This window comes from Dyadobacter sp. 676 (assembly GCF_040448675.1).
In the GTDB taxonomy this organism is placed as follows: Bacteria; Bacteroidota; Bacteroidia; order Cytophagales; family Spirosomataceae; genus Dyadobacter.
The window spans coordinates 75,857-92,698 of record NZ_CP159289.1 but is presented as its reverse complement, the minus strand read 5'-3'; the positions used below and the strand labels follow the sequence as shown (position 1 = coordinate 92,698).

The window sequence follows — 16,842 nt, the reverse complement described above, 5'->3', positions numbered from 1 at the left end:
GTTATTCTTTATGAAAAGGATAATTTCGGTTCGGAAAGGGCGGGTCCCGTCAATTTTTTACTCCTCTATCACCAGGGTTCCCTGCTGTTTCAGCTTTTCCAGCCCGTCTTTCATTGTTTTGATCTGCTCGGGGGAATGGCTTTGCCATACCGTAACTTCGCCGATTACCCTGAAAGGATGCGTGGAACGGTAGGACATCGTAGGGTTACCCGGGAATTTTTTATCGGTTACGTTCGGATCGTCTTCCAGCGGGCCCGTGGCCTCTACGAGGTATATTCTTTCACGCCCCTCGCCAGTAGCGAGCTCCGCGCCCCAGATGGCCGCATTCAGGGTGGCGGAGAGATAAATATGTTTTAGTTTTCTATCGATGAAATTCGAATTGAAACCGGTTTCTATCAGGTCGCCGATTTTTAAATCCGCTTTGGTCCCGTGGAAAAAGGTTTGGGAAAAAGGGTTATAAACAGGTGTTTCGTGTACTGTTCCGGTTTTGTCCATCGTGGTTTTGATTTATCGTTTAATTCACTGTTTTCCATTGTGTTATAGCCTTCATGGCGTTCTGTTGGCGGTGAATGCGAGTCGACGGCTAGATTTTCCGCTCCGTTTCTTGAATATCTCTGTAAGTAATTATCTTAGTTACAAAGATAAATAACAAATGCCCGCTTTTCCAAAAAATCCGGATCATACGAATTCCGGATTTTTCGGGCGGGGCGTTTGGTCAGCTTTCGGCGGCTGAAACGGGCGCGGGAAGATGCCCCGACCAGCGGATTTTGATCCATACAGACAAGTAAAATGAGCCGTGCAGGAAATCGGTCAAGGCGGATCTGAGCGCAATTTTGTATCGTTAAAAATCAAAACAGATGACGACGATAACAAAAATAAACCTGGGCCAGAACGGGCCACTTGTTTCAAAACTGGGATTAGGCTGCATGCGTATGTCGCCCGTATGGGGAGGTCGCGCCGGTGATGAATCGGAGAGCATTGCAACCATACATAGCGCCCTGGATGCGGGCATTAACTTCCTGAATACGGGTGATTTTTACGGTGCCGGGCACAACGAACTGTTAGTCGGGAAAGCGATCCGGGGCCGGCGCGACAATGCTTTTATCAGCGTCAAGTTCGGGGCGATATTTTACAACCGCCAATGGCTTGGACTGGACCTGCGTCCCATCGCGATCAAAAATTTCATCAACTATTCACTGGTACGGCTGGGGATCGATACCATCGACCTCTATCAACCCTGCCGGCTCGACGACAGTGTTCCCGTAGAGGACGTGATAGGGACCGTCGGCGAGCTGATCAAAGAGGGGAAGGTCCGGTACCTGGGTGTTTCCGAAATCACCGCCGACCAATTGCGGAAAGCACACAGCGTTCATCCCGTTACGGCGCTGGAAATCGGGTATTCGCTGGCCGACAGGCAGATCGAAGCCGACTTGCTCCCCGCCGCGAAAGAACTGGGCATCGGGGTGGTGGCATTTGCCAATACGGCCGAAGGTTTGCTCACCGGCGATATCGAGCCGCCTCTTCCGGCGGATGACTACCGTCTCCATTTCTCCCGTTTCCAGGGCGAAAATCTGGTCCGCAACCTGGAAAAAGTGGAATGGTTGAAACAAATGGCGAAGGAGAAGGGATGCACGCCCACACAGCTGGCGATCGCGTGGGTGAACGCCCAGGGCAGCCATATTATGCCGTTGGTAAGCATGAGCCGCAGGTCCCGTCTGCCCGAAAACATAGCGGCCATGGACATTGCGTTCAGTCCGGAGGAGATGATTGCACTTGACACGCATTTTGCCCCCGGCGCGACACTCGGCAGCACTTACCTGCAGCGATAGCGGGAACAAGCAAAGGCAGGGTGTTAAAAAGCCCTGCTTTTAATATCTTTACCTCGTGACAAATCCAACCGAAATACTTCCCGGCGTCATCTTTTACTCCTATTTTTCGAAGGAGAGAAAAGACAAAGTGGCGTTCATGGAACATAATACGCTGGTGATGCAGGTTTCGGGCCGTTTTTCGCTCGAAACGGCCACGCAGAAGATCGCCATGGGTGCCGGTGAAATGCTTTTGATACAAAAGAACCAGTTGGGGGAAATCACAAAGACCCCGCTCGACGACCAGGACTACGAAACCATTGTTATCTGTTTGCAGGAGGAGCTGCTCCGGGCGATTGCCCTTGAGGAGCAAGTGGAAACGGGGCGCAAATACTCCGGACCGCCGAATGTGCTGATTCCCGCAAACGACTTCCTTCGTGCTTTTTTCCAATCGGTAATTCCCTATATCCGAAATCCGCAGGGGGCGGTTACAGCACGGCTTGCGACACTCAAAGTGAAAGAAGCGGTACATTTGCTCATACATTCCAAACCGGGGCTTGAAGAGCTGCTGTTCGATTTTTCGGAGCCATATAAAATGGACCTGGAAAAGTTTATGCTCAGCAACTTTCATTATAATGTTCCCGTCGAAAAATTTGCGCGGCTTACGGGAAGGAGCTTGGCAGGTTTCAAGCGAGATTTTCAAAAGATATTTGGCATGGCTCCCAGGCATTGGCTGCAAGAGCGCCGGCTCCTGGAAGCGAGGCACCTCATTGAAACCAAAAATAAAAAGCCGTCCGCCATTTACCTGGACCTGGGATTCGAAAGCCTGTCCCATTTTTCCCATTCATTCAAGAAAAAATTCGGCAAGGCGCCCAGTGAGTACCCCGGTTAGACGCGACTTAAACACCGGAAGCCGTGTATATCTTATTGCCTCAGGGATTTCCATTCAGAAAAAAAATAAAAGATTTGGAAGTAACCCCAATTTAATCGTAATATTACGATGAAATTAGGATCTGAATCATGGGCGCTACCAAAACGGATTTATTCACGAAGGAACAAAATGAACTTGCCCTGATGGCGAAAGCCATTGCACATCCCGCCCGCATCGCGATCCTGCAATACCTGGTGAAAAAGAACGCCTGCGTATGCGGCGATCTGGTGGAAGAGCTTGGGCTCGCGCAGGCGACGACTTCCCAGCACCTGAAAGAATTGAAAACAGCGGGGATCATCCAGGGGACAGTCGAAGGCGTAAGTGTATGCTATTGTATTAATCCGAAAGTGTGGAACAAGTATAATGCACTGTTCAGCAATTTCTTTCGGGAGGTAGACCTGAAAGGAGCGAATTGCTGTTAACAATTTTTTTCTTCCGAAATCATCGCAATATTGCAATAGTACGATTAAAATAAAACGGAAATGCAAACCGAAGAACAATTGAAGGAGCTTGTAAGGCAGAAATACAGTGAAATCGCTTTGCAGGACAAGGACACAAACCAATCTTCATGCTGCGGGTCGGGCGGCTGCTCCACGGAGGTATACAACATCATGAGCGACGATTATACCGAGCTGAAAGGTTATAACCCGGATGCCGACCTGGGCCTGGGCTGCGGTTTGCCTACCCGGTTCGCCAGGATCGAGGCGGGGGATACGGTAATCGACCTGGGCAGCGGTGCGGGCAACGATGCGTTCGTCGCACGTGCGGAGGCCGGCAGCGAGGGAAGGGTGATCGGTATCGATTTCACTCCGGCGATGATAGAGCGGGCGAGGCTTAACGCGGAAGCCCGCGGCTTCAATAATGTCGAGTTCCGGCAGGGAGACATTGAAAAAATGCCGGTGTCGGCAAATATCGCCGATGTGATTGTCAGCAATTGCGTTTTGAACCTGGTACCTAATAAGGACGGCGTTTTCAGGGAAATATTCCGGGTTTTGAAGCCAGGCGGTCATTTCAGTATCTCCGACATCGTATTGGTCGGCGATTTACCCGACAGCCTCCGCTCGGCCGCGGAAATGTATGCCGGCTGTGTTTCGGGAGCTATTCAAAAGGACGAATACCTGGCGCTGATCGAAGTGAACGGCTTCGCCAACGTGACCCTGCAAAAGGAAAAACCCATCGTTATTCCCGACGATATTCTGGCCAATTACCTCGACGAATCCGGTATCGCTGCTTTCAAAGCCGGGAATACCGGCATTTACAGCGTGACGGTATATGCCGAAAAGCCATTGAGGCCGGCCGGAACCTGCTGCGCTCCCGGCTGTTGCGATTGAAGCCCGGCTTGCCGGAAGGCATCCGCAAAAAATATGATTTGACGACAATCACCTGAAATGAAAATCGCCTTGTTCTCCGATATCCATGCCAATCTGCCCGCATTGGAGGCGTTCTTCGACGATGTCGGAACACGCAATGCCGACGCGATCTATTGTTTGGGCGACCTTGTAGGTTATAACGTCTGGCCGAACGAGGTGATCGATGAAATCCGTAAAAGACGTATTCCCGCCATTGCCGGTAACTACGATTTCGGGATCGGCCGCAACAGCGACAACTGCGGCTGTGCTTATAAAACCGATGAGGAAAAAGCAATGGGTAAGGTGTCCATTGCTTATACCAACGAAATCATTGGAGATGGACAGCGGGCGTACCTCAGAACATTACCGGCCCATATCCGTCTGGTGTTCCGGCTGAATCCCGGCAAGCTTGATGTCCTGTTGGTACACGGCAGTCCACGCAAGGTTAACGAATACCTTTTCGAAGACCGGGACCAGCAAAGTATGATGCGGATCATGGAGCAGGCCGACGCCGATATACTGTGTTTCGGGCATACCCATAAACCTTACCACAGGATATTGAACTCCGGTAACGGACGAAGCGACCGTTACCGTCATGCTGTCAATATCGGGTCGGTTGGGAAGCCCAAGGATCAGGACCCACGTGGCTGTTACGTATTGCTGACCATCGGCGAGGACAGTAACACCCGGGACAAAGAAAGTGTCGGTGTAGAGTTTGTCCGCTTCGAATACGACGTTGAGCGCGCGGCCAAAGCGGTTGAAGCCAGTCCGTTGCCCAGCGCCTACGGCAATATGTTAAGGACCGGCTGACGCCATTACATCTTCCGAATTTCCGGCCCGGATTCCTTCCTGAACCGGACATCGTAGGCGCTGGTGCCGACCCTGAGACCGCTCACACGGATCTCATCCAGATATGCGGGTAACCCGTCCGCGTTGATCGTCAGAGTTCCCTTCGCGGGGTCGAAACCGGGAAGCAGGATAGCCTCGATGACCTGAAAGGCCGCCGCTACCGACCATGCCTGGGGTGAACAGGCAACCGGATACGGGGTCGGGCCTTCTCCCTTACGCCGCTCGAAGCCGCAATACAGCTCCGGCAAACGTTGCAATGGCAGGAACAGCGACGCATCGAAGAGCGAAGTTACCAGTTGATAGGCTTCCCGGTGAAGTCCATAACGGGCCATGCCCATTGCAACCAACGACACATCATGGGGCCATATCGAGCCATTGTGATAAGACATCGGATTATACCGAGCCGATTCGGACGACACGGTACGCAGGCCCCAGCCACTGAACATGTCCGGCTTTAACAGCGTAGCCGCCAATGGCGCGGCAAACTGGTCGGGAACGATTCCCGTGTACAGCAGCTGTCCCGCATTGGAGGATTTGACACGGCAGGTTTTTTTGTTGCCGTCCAGAGCGAGCACGTAACATTGAAGCGCTTCGTCCCAGAACCGCTTGTGGAACTCGATTTTTAATTGTCCGGCGCTTTCTTCCAGTTCCGCGGCAAGGTCCGGTTCGCCCATTGCCCCGGCCAGGACAGCGGCCTTTTTTTTGGCGGCGTAGACGTACCCCTGCACCTCGCACATGGCGATCGGCGGCGCGGCCAGTTCGCCGTTATCGTAAAAAACAGAATCGAAACTGTCCTTCCATGCCTGATTGGTCAACCCGTTTTCGGCCTTATGCTGATATTCGAGGAACCCGTCGCCATCCAGGTCGCCATAGCGGTCGATCCACTCGAGAGCGGCTCTGACGTTGGGCCACAATGCCTCAATAGTAGCTTTGTCGGCGGTTCGCTCGTAGTATCTGCCCGCCAGCATGACAAACAGCGGCGTGGAATCGATGCTGCCGTAATACTGGCGAAACGGGACCTCGTTGAGCGCGACCATTTCGCCGTTACGCGTTTCGTGCAGGATTTTACCGGGCTCGGCATCGGCGGCGGGGTCAGCCTTCACGGCTTGCCGGCTTGCCAGGAAAAAGAGCACGTCCCTGGCAAGGTCCGGGGCTGCCCACAGAGTTTGCAGGGCGGTTATCAACCCGTCGCGGCCGAAAGCGGTATTGTACCATGGGACGCCGGCGTAAGGATATTTGCCTTGCGGGGTGTCGGCCAGCAGGGATATCAAATCGATTTTGGAACGGTTCAGCCAGTGCGTGAACTGCTCGTTGGATGTATCGATGCGGGGGAACATCGCGCTTGTTCTCCGCAACTCCGGTTCAAGCAGCGGCCGGGCTTCTTTATAGCTTTTGGGATAAGCGTCGTCGGTCTGATGCTCCTCCCGGAATTGAATGGAGTAGTCCAGTTCGGCACTTTTGCCGGGCAGGAGCTCGAAGTCGAAATGCGCGGCGGGGACCTGGGTTTCGTATTCGAAAACTCTCGGAAAGCTCACCCTGGCCGTCCTTTTCACGCCGTCCAGGCCGTCGTAATACATGATGATTGACTGGTCGTCGATAACGGGCATGCCCCTGAGACCTCTTCTTTCTCTTTGAATTCCCCGTACCTCAAAGATGTCCAAAAAGTCGCTGCCGAACCTGAGCGATAACTTCACAGGGCATGTGTCCCCGGCGAAGGATTGAAGCTGGATTTTTTCATAAAAGTAACCTGAACGCAGGAACTGGCTCCGCCTGATGTGGATCTGCCCTTGCTCGATCGTCAGGCCGTTGTCCAGGGTAAGCGTGGGGTTTGTCAGGTCGATAGACAGGATTTCGTTCTCTTCCTTGATGGAGGAGCCCAGCAACCGGGGCCGGACACCGTTGACCGACAGCGACAGGCTGCTGATATAGCGCGTATCCCTGTGGTAAATGCCAAAAGCGTGCCCGCCCGACGCTGTTATATCACCCGACCGGTTCAGAATTGCGAATGTATCCCGGTAATTGAGCACCTGCGTCCGGTCGTCGAGCAATGAAATATCGATGGTATTCAATGATGTGATCTGATCTTCCATAACTAAGCGGCGTTTTCTGCTGAAAAGGTACTGTTAAGCGAGCGGGATGCATCGGGACCATGCTGTTTCGCCAGCAGCCGCGCATAAATTCGCTCGTAGTTTGCCGTCATAACGCCCGCGGTAAACCGTTCTTCGAAACACCGCCTCACTTCTCTCCTGTCGATCAGGTCGATGCGGTCGAGCGCGGCGACGGCCTCCTCCACGGAATCGACGATAAACCCGTTGACGCCATCCTGCAAAACTTCGGGAACGGAGCCATTCCGGAAGGCAATTACCGGTGTGCCGCACGCCATGGCTTCGATCATCACCATGCCAAAGGGCTCGGGCCAATCGATAGGGAAAAGCAACGCTTTTGCCCTGCCCAAAAACGGCCCTTTCAGGTCTTCGCCGATTTCACCGATGAATTCCACATGTGGCTGCTGCAATAGCGGCCTGATAGTGCTTTCATAATACTGGCGGTCGGCCTTGTCTATTTTGGCGGCAATTTTGAGCTTCATTCCCGCCCGTCCGGCGATTTCTATGGCGCGGTCCGGCCTCTTCTCGCGCGAAATCCTTCCGATGAACGCAACGTAATCGCCGTCGCCCCGGCCGGGTTTGTAGAGCTGCCCGGGCAAGCCATGGTACACCGTATCGAGCCAATGGGCGTTGGGCAAGGGAAGCCGCTGGTGATTCGAAATCGATACCACATTCTGGCGATTGAATCTGCGGTAGATATGTTGCAGTTCCGGCAAGTCGAGGCGGCCGTGCAGCGTTGTCAGCACAGGCTTCGGGAGCGTGCTGGTGAACGGGAAATGGAAGTAATCGGTGTGGAAATGCAGAACATCGAACTCGCCGGCCAGATCGGCGACGTCCTGCATCTGGATAATATGAAACGCGATCGGGTCGGTTACCGATGGGTCCAGCCGCAGTGCCGAGCCGACGGGACTAACCAGCTTAGCCCTGGTTTCCGAATCGCCGGCTGCAAACAAGGTGACGTCGTGGCCGTGGTTAACCAATTCTTCGGTCAGGTAGGACACGACTCTTTCGGTCCCGCCATATAATTTGGGAGGTACTGATTCGTATAGCGGCGCTATTTGTGCGATTTTCATATGCGTCGTTTTACAAGTTAAAAAATCCATAAAAATGCTTCGCCCTGTTGAAAGGGACACGATGCCACAGCACGAATGGCGCGGTGCCGCGGCTATCCGGACGTGGTCAGGTCCGGAATTGTTCAAAACAGTTCCAGGGAGGCTTGCGGCAAAGAAGACGTTCGGGAAAATTGCGGATGTTTTTTATCAACCGTGCTGCATGGGAGGATTCCCGCCGCAAGTGTGGTGCCTTTGAAAATATCGTCATTTGACAGAAATTTATCGTGAAACAAATCCTGGCAATGCCATATTATTCTTGACGCCAGCCGACAAGCAAAATTTGTGCCAGCTGCTCTTTTGTCAGCCCGAAAAACAGAAAGCAGCCCCGGCACACGCCAGGACTGCTTTTTATTCGAAAATAGACCTGGAAATCGTTTTTCAGCAAGCTGCTTTTAACTTCTGATTTCCCGCCGCATAAACAGGTAATACGACCAGGCAAAGCAGAAGCACGTCGCCGCCAGCAATCCGCTTACCTGCGGCCAAACGACCATCAGGCTTTCCCTGAATGGGAGGGGGGAGGGGATAGCTCCTGCCAGCTGCTCCATCGTAAGTGGTCCCAGGCTGCGTACGGAAGGCATGAGCAACGTGGTCGTCGCGTCGGAATAAAGCTGGCTGGGTGCCAGTCGAAGTATATTCAGGGCCATTTCGTTGTACCTGATCTGCTCCTGGGTAAGCAGGATTTGTTTCGGAATGAAAGCGCCGATCACGAGATTGACGACGATCTGGTAAAACACTGTAAAAAATAACCAGATACCGATGGCGGCCAGTGCCGCAGTGGCCGCCTGTTTGAACCGGATGGAGAATAATATCGACAGGCTCAGCCAGAAGCCCACGTAAATGACGGTCATGAAGATGAAGCCAAAGATGCGTAAGACCTCTGCCGGTTCGATCCATACCCCGGTGATCGTCAGACCGGCACCGATCATCAGCAGGGCGAGGGCCGTGAAAAGGCAGGCTACGATGAGCAATGCGCTGGCAAACTTGGCGAGGATCAGATTATCGCGGTACACCGGTTGTGCCATCAGACGTATGAGCGTCCCGTTGTTTTGCTCTGAATTGATCGCGTCGAAACCCAGCGCTATGCCGAGTAACGGCCCGAGAAAGTTCATAAACACATGGAAAGGCGGCATATTGCCGTCGGTGGCGGTCAGCAGTTTCAGGTAAACAAATGTACTGTCGGGGTCCTGCACATTCGAAACCGTATTCCTGATATTGCCCAGGGAGACCGACAGGGCCCCCGCAAATGTCAGCAGGATCAGCGTAAACAGTACTATGAACCGCCAGCTCCGGATATGGTCCGCCACCTCTTTGGCCACCATTACCCGGAAAGGTCCGGGCGAATCTGCGGCGGCTTCACCTTTTCTCGAAATACTTTTGGAAAATACTGCGAGACTTGTCATTGGAATTGTTTTCGGTTAAATTATTCTCAAAGTATTTTTGATAAATTTCGTCGAGCCCGAATTCCCTCTTGTGGACACCCATCACATCGTGGCCTCCGTTTACAAAGAAGCGTACGATATCGGGAGTGACGTCGGAAACGCAGGCGATCTCGATCACCTTTTCGGTAATCGCGAATTGTTTTACACCGTCGACTGCCCGCAGCTCCGCGGCGTGTTCCCACGATTCGGGCAGGGGGTTTTTGAGCGTTACGGTTACCGTGTATGGTTCGCTGGTGAATAGGTTCTGCGAGAGGTTGGCGATATTGCCTTCCATCCGCATTTTTCCGCCGGCAAATATGCCTACACGGTCGCATACCTGCTGCACCTGATGCAGGTGGTGCGAGGATAGCAATACGGTCAGTCCCTGTTCCCTGCTGAGTTGACGGATCAGCGAAAGGAACTCCTTTACACCCGCGGGGTCGATGCCGAGCGTGGGCTCGTCCAGGATGATCACCTCCGGGCGCTTGATCAGCACTTCCGCCAGGCCGAGCCTTTGCTTCATTCCCCTGGAAAAAACGGACGTTTTTTTGTCCGTGGCCGCGCCCAGTCCGATGGCGTTCATCAAATCCAGCGCCCGCTTGCCGGCCTCGGCGCCCGGAATGCCGTTCAGCCTGGCGGTGTAGATCAGGTTGTCCAGGGCGGTCATGCTATCGTAAAAGCCAACGCTGTCGGGCATGTAACCTACCTTCCGTTTTACCGCGATCGGGTGGGTCGTGGCATTAAAGCCGCAAACGGTAGCCGTGCCCGCAGTAGGTTCGGTGAGTCCGAGCATCATGAGGATGGTCGTAGTCTTACCCGCGCCGTTGGGGCCCAGCAGGCCGAATATCTCGCCCTTGCCGATCGTTAGGTTCAGGTTATCGACGGCTTTGAACGAACCATAGCATTTGGTTAACCCCTTCAAATCAATGACAGGATTTTCCATAAACTTATCGTCTACCGTACTTTCTGATCAATTGATACACCAAGCCGACAGCCAGTAAAATCACCAGGATACCAAACCAGCCTGACAGCAGCGACGTCTTAACCATGATCCGGAAAGACGCGTTGGCACTCGTATTCTGGTTCCTGGCTGTGAAAGTGGAGACATAATCGCCGGCAATCGTTTTGTCCGGGACCCTCACGGTAGCCGTTATATCGACCGAGCCGGCCGGGTCTATACGTTCAACTTTGGATGGTTGGAAAGTAACTTCCCATTTCGGAGGGGTTTGAGCTGTTAGCTCTACATTTTCGAGGGGCAGTGTTCCCGTATTTTTAATGGTGCATATGATTTCTTCCACACTGCCCTCGGTAACGTCTTCGCTGAGGCGTCCCGACGGCGTAGTGAGCTCAATGCCGTATGCCCCTTTCAATACGGCTTCCAGATTAAGCCTGAGGGTATCCTTGGCCGATGTGGCCGTTACGGGTATTTCGAACTTACCGGGCTTGGAATAGGGGCTTGCATTGATTTCAATGGATACCTCCTGGCTTTTTCCTGCTTCGAGAAGCAGGGAGGTGACCTGGCTGCCCATTGTCCGGAAGGTGACAAACCATCCTGCGGGCAATTTGGCGTTTAATGCGTAGTACCTGGATTCGCCCGAACCGTTCTGAAGTGTCGCCGAGTAACGAAACGTCTCGTTTGCGGCGGCTTCCAGGTTGAACAAGGTTGATTTGAAGGAGGACTTTTCGTCGGATTTGTTTGAAGTTGGAGATTGTGCGTTTGCGGTAAGTCCGACCAGGAAAAGCAAACCGCAAATAAGGCAAATGTTGTGCTTTTTAAAAATTGGACAAAAAACTGACATAGTTTAACAAACAAAAGTTATTACTAAGTTTTATTTATTAAAGAATGAAACCCGGACCTCCGTTCGGCCCGGGCCGCGACTGACGGGCGCGCAAATTAAAAAAACAGGTAAATTTTCAAAAGTCCGGGCCGGAATTTTTGGGTATCGATGTGGTTCGGGTTATTACCCGACAGGCACGAAATATCTTTCTTAAACCAGTTTAAGCAACCGCAGGATAGCCGTGCCGATCTTTGTAAAGAGGCATCCCATCGGGCTTACTTAAACCCCGGCGTTGCCGGTTGCAGTCTAAGTATTAATGAATAAATCCGGAAAATCATGAATATCCGCATCCCCCGAACTGTCGCCGGCGTAAGAATCCCCGACAGCACGCCGGCCAGGCAGGCCATTGAACTGCTTCTCGACCATGGTACCGAATTTCTCTACAACCATTCGCTCCGTTCATTTGTGTTCGCTTGCCTGAAAGGGCAACAAAGTCAGCGCCGTTACGATGCCGAACTCCTGTACATCAGCTCTGTCTTTCACGACCTGGGCCTGACGCCGCATTACCGCAGCGCGGATTACCGGTTCGAAGTGGATGGGGCAAACGCCGCACGCGACTTTTTGAGGAGCCACGGACTGCCCGAACCGACACTCCAACTGGTTTGGGACGCGGTCGCATTGCATACCAGTCCCGGGATTGCGGAGCATAAAGAAGCGGAAGTGGCTTTGCTGAACTACGGAGTTGCGCTCGATGTGGTGGGCAGGGGATATGAGCAGTTAGACGAACACCTCCGTAAGGAAATCGTCGGTGTTTTTCCCAGAAACGGGTTCAAGGCAACGATAATCCCTACTTTCTTCGAGGGTTTCAGGCACAAGCCGCATACCACTTATGGTAACATGAACGCCGATATCTGCGCATTCATGATGCCGGATTTTCAACCAGGGAATTTTTGCGACGCTATTCTGCAATCGCCCTGGAGTGAGTAAGGGGACGCTTCGTTGCCCGGATTGCGGCCCTTGCAGAAAAAAACAGTAGCCCGGTCGACTTAATTTTTTCATCCGCGACGTTTTGCTGCTCTTTGTATCAAAAAATCCGGTTATGAAAATTATCCTTAACGACTTCCCGTGGACCAAAGTGGTGTTGTATTTCACGGTGATGGGAGCGGCAATGCAAATCGCGGGCCTGGTGCCGTTCCTGAACGATTTCTGGTTCTTTTTTCTGGTTTCCGCTGCGGACAGCTGGTTGCTCCTGCGATGGGAGGAACGAAAGTTCGCCCAACTCCATTTACTGCCCAAGACCCGGCGCCACTGGCTGCAGGGGTTATCCGGAATTTTTGCGGGCTGCGGGATGCTGCTTGCCACCGCCGCTATTACGCTGTTCCTGACAGGTGATGGCTGGCAGGTTAACCGCGACGTAGACCCGGTTTACATTATGGTCGTTTTTGTGAGCTGCCTGTGGTCTTCCGTTGTCCAGGAGTTTGTGTTCAGGGGATATCCCTTTCAAACGATGTTGGACAATTATGGCACCTGGAAAGCGCAGGTGGCAATAGCCATTCCGTTTGGGTTCATGCACGTGCATGCGGGGATGGATTTTTTTTCGGTTTTAACCACTATTCTCACAACAGGGCTCGGCTCCGTATTATTTGGAATGGCATATGTAAAAACGAAGCATCTTGCGTTGCCGATCGGTTTGCATGCGGGCTGGAACTTTGTTCAGGCGCTCGTTCCCCGCGCGGCCGCCGGTAACATGGGCCGGAGTTTGGTTCAGATATCCGGCGACGCGGACCGCTATAATTTCGCTAACATCGTAGGGCCGTATATCGTGGTGACGCTGATAGCGATTGCGGTGCTGGCCAACCTCGACGCCAGCCGAAAGATGAAGGAATTATTTTGAGCAATGAAACGGAATAAAGGCATGTTTCGGGGGGAAGTCGCTTGCAATGGCCGCCGGTTTACACGCGACAATAGCCGGCAATGACTATCGCTTGCCTGACGACGGCAGTCTTTTTTCAGCAGGAGTTCGTACATTTTGGATATGAAAATCCGGAGCCGATTCAATTTGCTTGACCCTACGCCGTTGCAGCGGGTGCTCCTGCATGTGTTGTTCTGGCTGTTGCTTTTGGGTCTGCGCTTTTATCTGACCCTGATCAGTTTCAATGTTTACTCGGGATTTCCGGTCGAATATTTGCTGGTGTCCGCTCTGCTGAACACCAGCCTGATTGCCGCCGCCTTTTACGTAATCGTGGGGCCGGTTACCGTGCTGGTCAAAAAACGCAGGAAGTTTGCCGTGGTGCTGAGTATGGTGGCGATACTCTTTTGCTACACGGTTCTGGATGCGGCTGCGGAGCAATTGATCGTCCGGTCCTGCGGAAATTGCCTTTCCGTTCTGAAAGAAAGCCAGGCCGGATATTACGAATTGCTCCAATCCGGCTTGATCAACATCGTGTTGAAGCGGTTGTTGAGCATGGGAACTCCTTTTTTTCTGTTGCTTACACTAAGCATTCCGCTATGCATCAAACTGGCGCTGGCCGGCTGGCGCAGTCAGGTTAAGGCATTGGAGCTCGCCAAAAACAATGCCGAACTTGAATCCGCTTTTCTTAAATCCCAGATCAATCCGCATTTTTTGTTCAATTCCCTGAACAATATCTACGGCCTTATTTTGCGGGAAGAAACACAACTGTCTGCGGAACTGGTAGCGCGATTGTCCGCATTGCTACGCTATATGCTTTACGAAACGGGGCACAACCGGCTGGCAATCGGCATGGAGCTCGGGTTGTTGAAGGACTACATCGAATTGGAACGGATAAGACTCAATGATACATTGGTAACAACCCGCATCCACACCGATTCTTCCGAATATATCATGCCTCCGTTGTTGCTGATACCGCTGGTCGAGAATGCATTTAAATTTTGTCCGGATGAACCCGGCGCTTACATCCGCTTTTCGCTCGATGTGGAGCGGGGACACCTGCGGGCAACGCTGGACAACACGGCGAGCCCCGGCACGGTGAGGCGGGAAGGAGAGGGGATCGGGTTACCAAATCTCAGGAAGCGCCTCGACCTTTATTATCCCGGACGGTACCGCTACGAGGCCGCCGAGGAAGGAGGTATTTATCGCGTTAAATTGTTCATCGATATCCTATGAGAAAAATCAACTGCCTTGTGGTGGACGACGAGCCCATCGCCCGTGATATCTTAAAATCGCATATCGGGCAGTTGCCGGGCCTGCATTTGCAGGCAATGTGCAAAAATGCCGCAGAGGCCTACAAGGCACTGAACGGGTTTCCGGTCGATGTGCTATTCCTGGACATACGGATGCCCGTGGTCACCGGCACAACATTCCTGCGTTCCCTGCAGAAGCCCCCGTTGGTTATTTTCACTACCGCTTATTCCGAATATGCGGTAGAGGGATTTGATTTGAATGCAGTCGACTACCTGTTGAAACCTGTCACTTTCGAGCGTTTTTGTCAGGCTGTACAAAAGGTGCGGGAGAGAATAGCCGGAAATGACTGGCCGGCGGCGCGCTACGAGCCCGCCTCGTACCTGTTTATCAGGCAGGACACCCGGTTGGTCAAAGTCGACTTCGACGACATATGCTACATTCGGGGCGAACGCGATTTTTGTTCCATTTACCTCACAAATGGCAAAAGAATGCTCGCTGGCTCGCATTTGAAACTATTGAACCATGCTTTGGCACCCGGCCAATTTATGCGGGTGCACCGGTCCTATATTGTAAACCTCGGCAAGCTGAGGGCGATCAAAGGCAATATGATCGAGATGTGCGGCACGGAAATACCGATAGGCAGCAGTTTCAGGGAAGAGCTCCTGAGACTCCTGAAAATATAATACGGGCCGGTATGATTCGTCAAAGGCCCCTCATATCGGTAATGTCATCGTGCTACACGTTTACCGGACCTGCCCGGCGATTTTGCTGAGGGTATAGCTATTTTTTTCATAGCGGCATTTTCCGGACAGCGGCTTATCCCGGCTGATTTTTCATGTTGACATCCGGCGAATGCGTTACAAGCGCGCGGAGTACCAAATGGAGCAACTTCGCCGCAACACAGCAGGCGATCAGGAAAAACAGGGACCAGAAGCTCGTATTACCGAATAACAGGATGTCATCGATCAACCGGGTCGAAGAGTTGACCAATATTACCATAAACAGGAAAACAAAATAGCTAACGGTCGACGGGTTGAATTTTACGTATATCTGGCGGATGTAGCCCACAAGCAAACCGATGATAAGGGCATATACGATCCCTCCCCATAAACCAAAGAAATGGTAGGCAAGATAGTTGTACCGGCCGTTGGCTCCCGAGGTCCGGCGGTTGGTGTAATACGCGAAAACATCGACACCGATGGGTTCCGGCGGTATGATATTGAAACCCAGGTTTTTCAGGATCGTGCCCCAGCCGGGGTAAAATGCATATTTGAAAAACGAAGTTTCCTGGATGGACGCCATCACGTCGTCGTAATAGCCGAGGAGAAAAATATCCCCGCTCGCCATAAATCTCAGCGCTACCTGCTGCATCGCACTGATGGGCGATGCCCCCACCGAGACCATGACCACCGCGATGGGGAACGTGGCCAGAAGCATCAACGCCGGCAATGAGATTTTCATTGCCTTCATCTGCCCATGCAAAGTCAACGGATAGGCTGTCAGGAAGTAGAGTACAAAAAATACGACGATGGCGGATTTGGAGCCGCTTGTCGCGATATCCAGCAGCAACACGAGGCAGATAAAAATCTCCAGCGCGTTCAGCCTCCTTTTGAGGAAGAGCACCTTGTAATACAGCGTGAGCGTCACCAGTGTCCGGAAAGACATCAGGAAGGCCCTGATAATGCCATGCCCGCCGTACGCGGACACGTGGTTGTTTTCTTCATCGAGCAAAACGATTCCGACCGTTTTCAGGTTGACGATTTCAACGATGGTATACGCAATACACACGATAAAACAGAAAACATCGAACTCGCTGATACCGCTCTCGTTTTTATGCTCCAGTTCCCTGCTCCCCCCGATCCGCAGCGCAGGGATCATCGCCGCCAGGTTTAATCCGCAAAAGAGCGCAATTTCCGTCCCGATGAACGACCAGCCGTAGACCGGCTTGAGCGACTCGTCCGAGTAAAGGAAATAGACGCAGAACGCACTTCCGCTCAGGTTAATAGTAGTAAGGAACATCGGGTCGAATATTCCCCAGTATATTTTTCTGTATAACAGCAGGTAAACGCAAACGATGAGGCCGTAGATCAGGCCGTATTTCAGCCAGTTATCGAGAATCGGGCCTACAAAAAATTCAGTTGCCACTTGTCAGTCTTTTACTTCAGGTTGGTTTGTCTTCAAACAGGGACCGTAGTCTTTTGCCAGGGTAAAGGTATAAAAGAGGATTGGCACAATTTATATTTAGCCGAAAATGTCTTGTTAATTTAGCAGATATGTATCTTTTATTACTGTATTAAGATAGCATTAATCCGGGCCCGCAGATGTTGTTGAA

General features: G+C 52.3%; 16 protein-coding genes. 9 read left to right on the top strand and 7 right to left on the bottom strand.

Annotated features, from left to right (window positions below; all coding sequences use genetic code 11):
• Positions 1-57 precede the first annotated feature (57 nt).
• The gene (arr, locus tag ABV298_RS00475) at positions 58-495 is read right to left on the bottom strand and encodes an NAD(+)--rifampin ADP-ribosyltransferase (protein WP_353720249.1); all 438 of its coding nucleotides are present in this window, start codon (positions 493-495) and stop codon (positions 58-60) included.
• A gap of 362 nt (positions 496-857) precedes the next feature.
• Here arr and ABV298_RS00470 point away from each other — a divergent pair, with 362 nt between their 5' ends.
• The 5 genes from ABV298_RS00470 to ABV298_RS00450 all read left to right on the top strand — a co-directional run bounded on the left by ABV298_RS00470 (position 858) and on the right by ABV298_RS00450 (position 4,895).
• The gene (locus ABV298_RS00470) at positions 858-1,829 is read left to right on the top strand and encodes an aldo/keto reductase (RefSeq protein WP_353720248.1); all 972 of its coding nucleotides are present in this window, start codon (positions 858-860) and stop codon (positions 1,827-1,829) included.
• A gap of 55 nt (positions 1,830-1,884) precedes the next feature.
• Positions 1,885-2,697 carry an AraC family transcriptional regulator gene (locus ABV298_RS00465; RefSeq protein WP_353720247.1) on the top strand — a complete coding sequence of 271 codons (813 nt, stop codon included), beginning with the start codon at positions 1,885-1,887 and terminating at the stop codon, positions 2,695-2,697.
• Between the two features lie 128 nt (positions 2,698-2,825).
• Complete coding sequence (locus tag ABV298_RS00460) at positions 2,826-3,158, top strand: metalloregulator ArsR/SmtB family transcription factor (RefSeq protein ID WP_353720246.1); 333 nt, start codon at positions 2,826-2,828, stop codon at positions 3,156-3,158.
• A 60-nt stretch (positions 3,159-3,218) separates the two neighbouring features.
• Positions 3,219-4,067, top strand: coding sequence for an arsenite methyltransferase (locus ABV298_RS00455; RefSeq protein ID WP_353720245.1), 849 nt, complete (start codon positions 3,219-3,221; stop codon positions 4,065-4,067).
• A 57-nt stretch (positions 4,068-4,124) separates the two neighbouring features.
• Positions 4,125-4,895, top strand: a complete 771-nt coding sequence (locus tag ABV298_RS00450; RefSeq protein ID WP_353720244.1) for a metallophosphoesterase family protein — start codon at positions 4,125-4,127, stop codon at positions 4,893-4,895.
• Positions 4,896-4,900: 5 nt separating this feature from the next.
• Here the strand turns inward: ABV298_RS00450 and ABV298_RS00445 are convergent, their stop codons facing one another.
• The 5 genes from ABV298_RS00445 to ABV298_RS00425 all read right to left on the bottom strand — a co-directional run bounded on the left by ABV298_RS00445 (position 4,901) and on the right by ABV298_RS00425 (position 11,230).
• Positions 4,901-7,024 carry an amylo-alpha-1,6-glucosidase gene (locus ABV298_RS00445; RefSeq protein WP_353720243.1) on the bottom strand — a complete coding sequence of 708 codons (2,124 nt, stop codon included), beginning with the start codon at positions 7,022-7,024 and terminating at the stop codon, positions 4,901-4,903.
• Positions 7,025-7,026: 2 nt separating this feature from the next.
• The gene (locus tag ABV298_RS00440) at positions 7,027-8,112 is read right to left on the bottom strand and encodes a glycosyltransferase family 4 protein (RefSeq protein ID WP_353720242.1); all 1,086 of its coding nucleotides are present in this window, start codon (positions 8,110-8,112) and stop codon (positions 7,027-7,029) included.
• 431 nt (positions 8,113-8,543) lie between these two features.
• The gene (locus ABV298_RS00435) at positions 8,544-9,551 is read right to left on the bottom strand and encodes an ABC transporter permease subunit (protein WP_353720241.1); all 1,008 of its coding nucleotides are present in this window, start codon (positions 9,549-9,551) and stop codon (positions 8,544-8,546) included.
• Complete coding sequence (locus ABV298_RS00430) at positions 9,505-10,512, bottom strand: ABC transporter ATP-binding protein (protein WP_353720240.1); 1,008 nt, start codon at positions 10,510-10,512, stop codon at positions 9,505-9,507. Before ABV298_RS00430 ends, ABV298_RS00435 begins: the two co-directional genes overlap by 47 nt.
• A 4-nt stretch (positions 10,513-10,516) precedes the next feature.
• A complete protein-coding gene (locus tag ABV298_RS00425; protein ID WP_353720239.1) occupies positions 10,517-11,230 on the bottom strand; it encodes an NEW3 domain-containing protein in 714 nt (237 codons plus the stop codon).
• A 453-nt stretch (positions 11,231-11,683) separates the two neighbouring features.
• On the opposite strand from ABV298_RS00425, the gene ABV298_RS00420 reads away from it, so the two are divergent.
• From ABV298_RS00420 to ABV298_RS00405, 4 genes are all read left to right on the top strand, one after another.
• The gene (locus ABV298_RS00420) at positions 11,684-12,334 is read left to right on the top strand and encodes an HD domain-containing protein (protein WP_353720238.1); all 651 of its coding nucleotides are present in this window, start codon (positions 11,684-11,686) and stop codon (positions 12,332-12,334) included.
• Between the two features lie 112 nt (positions 12,335-12,446).
• Complete coding sequence (locus tag ABV298_RS00415) at positions 12,447-13,241, top strand: type II CAAX endopeptidase family protein (protein ID WP_353720237.1); 795 nt, start codon at positions 12,447-12,449, stop codon at positions 13,239-13,241.
• A gap of 141 nt (positions 13,242-13,382) precedes the next feature.
• Positions 13,383-14,492, top strand: a complete 1,110-nt coding sequence (locus ABV298_RS00410; RefSeq protein ID WP_353720236.1) for a sensor histidine kinase — start codon at positions 13,383-13,385, stop codon at positions 14,490-14,492.
• Positions 14,489-15,193 (top strand): response regulator transcription factor, encoded by a 705-nt coding sequence (locus ABV298_RS00405; RefSeq protein WP_353720235.1) that lies wholly within the window; start codon positions 14,489-14,491, stop codon positions 15,191-15,193. The genes ABV298_RS00410 and ABV298_RS00405 overlap by 4 nt, the downstream gene beginning before the upstream one ends.
• A 133-nt stretch (positions 15,194-15,326) precedes the next feature.
• Here the strand turns inward: ABV298_RS00405 and ABV298_RS00400 are convergent, their stop codons facing one another.
• Positions 15,327-16,655 carry a hypothetical protein gene (locus ABV298_RS00400; protein ID WP_353720234.1) on the bottom strand — a complete coding sequence of 443 codons (1,329 nt, stop codon included), beginning with the start codon at positions 16,653-16,655 and terminating at the stop codon, positions 15,327-15,329.
• Between the last annotated feature and the right edge of the window lie 187 nt (positions 16,656-16,842).